General features: G+C 40.0%; 1 protein-coding gene. It reads right to left on the bottom strand.

The features are described from left to right. Positions 1–282 precede the first annotated feature (282 nt). Positions 283–666 (bottom strand): GFA family protein, encoded by a 384-nt coding sequence (locus ELS82_RS25210; protein ID WP_134837793.1) that lies wholly within the window; start codon positions 664–666, stop codon positions 283–285. Between the last annotated feature and the right edge of the window lie 401 nt (positions 667–1,067).

Here is a 1,067-nt window from a genome sequence, read left to right as displayed (position 1 = left end):
CAGAAAATCTAAACCGATCACCAACCAAAGCACTGTTTTATCGAAACCAATAATCTAAAAGGCGAAGACAGAAACCTAGAACAACACACTGACATTAGCCCTAAACTTGCTGATTTAGTTAATTTGTCTTCTTTGGCAACTAACGCCCAATTAAGGTGTGAAGCACGCAATGACCAAGCCGCTGCATAGCACTTCAACACCAAAAACCAACGCATGCCAAAAATGCCACGCGTGCTGAATCACTCTTAAATTGTTTGTTATAACTCGCCTCAAATAAGGCACTTACAAACCAATTTTATCACTTGGATGATGAATTCCATCATAGATCTTCACGGGTTCAAGCTCGTAAGGATTTACGCCCTCAAGACACGCAACATTAATTGCATATTGATGTGGATTGGAACGTCTTTGATGATGAGTGTATATGCCGCACGTTTTACAGAAAAAGTGCTTAGCTGTCATCGTGTTAAACTGATAGAGAGTCAGGTTATTTTCACCTTTGACAATTTTTAGATTTTCTAACAAAACCGAAGCCGCAATGGCACCACGTTTTCGACACATTGAACATGAACAACGACGAGGATCTTCTAATCCATTTGGCAATGTAAGCTCAAGCTCAACTGCACCACAATGACACTTTGCTATATGTACCTTATTGATTTTCATAGATGTTCATCCTTGCTCCCTAGAGTTATAACGCCAAATTAAGTAGTGAGCAGCGCTGCCACCTACCTAAAGTATTGTACCGTAAACGCTAAAGCCGATTCAAACCAAAAAAGCCAAGCGTTGCGAATCTGCTTAAATTTATTGTTATGTTTTACCATAAACATATGATTTACTTGAGAAAGAACTGCTATTTCTAACTAGTTTTCTGAAGCAAACCACAAGGCTAAAACCAACTTGACAGACAAAGGCGACCAACCGAAATGCTACTTGGCAAAGAACCTAAAAGCGACTTTAAGCCAGTTAAACAGAAAACCGACCGCAACGACCTGACAATGAAGCAACCCACGAACATTGGGATGTTTTACGGGCTGAGAGATTCAAGAATTTAGGCCGACAATACT

It is taken from the genome of Vibrio ouci, from assembly GCF_004551525.1.
GTDB classification, from domain to species: domain Bacteria; phylum Pseudomonadota; class Gammaproteobacteria; order Enterobacterales; family Vibrionaceae; genus Vibrio; species Vibrio ouci.
Note: the sequence above shows the minus strand (reverse complement) of the source record. Positions and strands in the feature narration are given on the sequence as shown.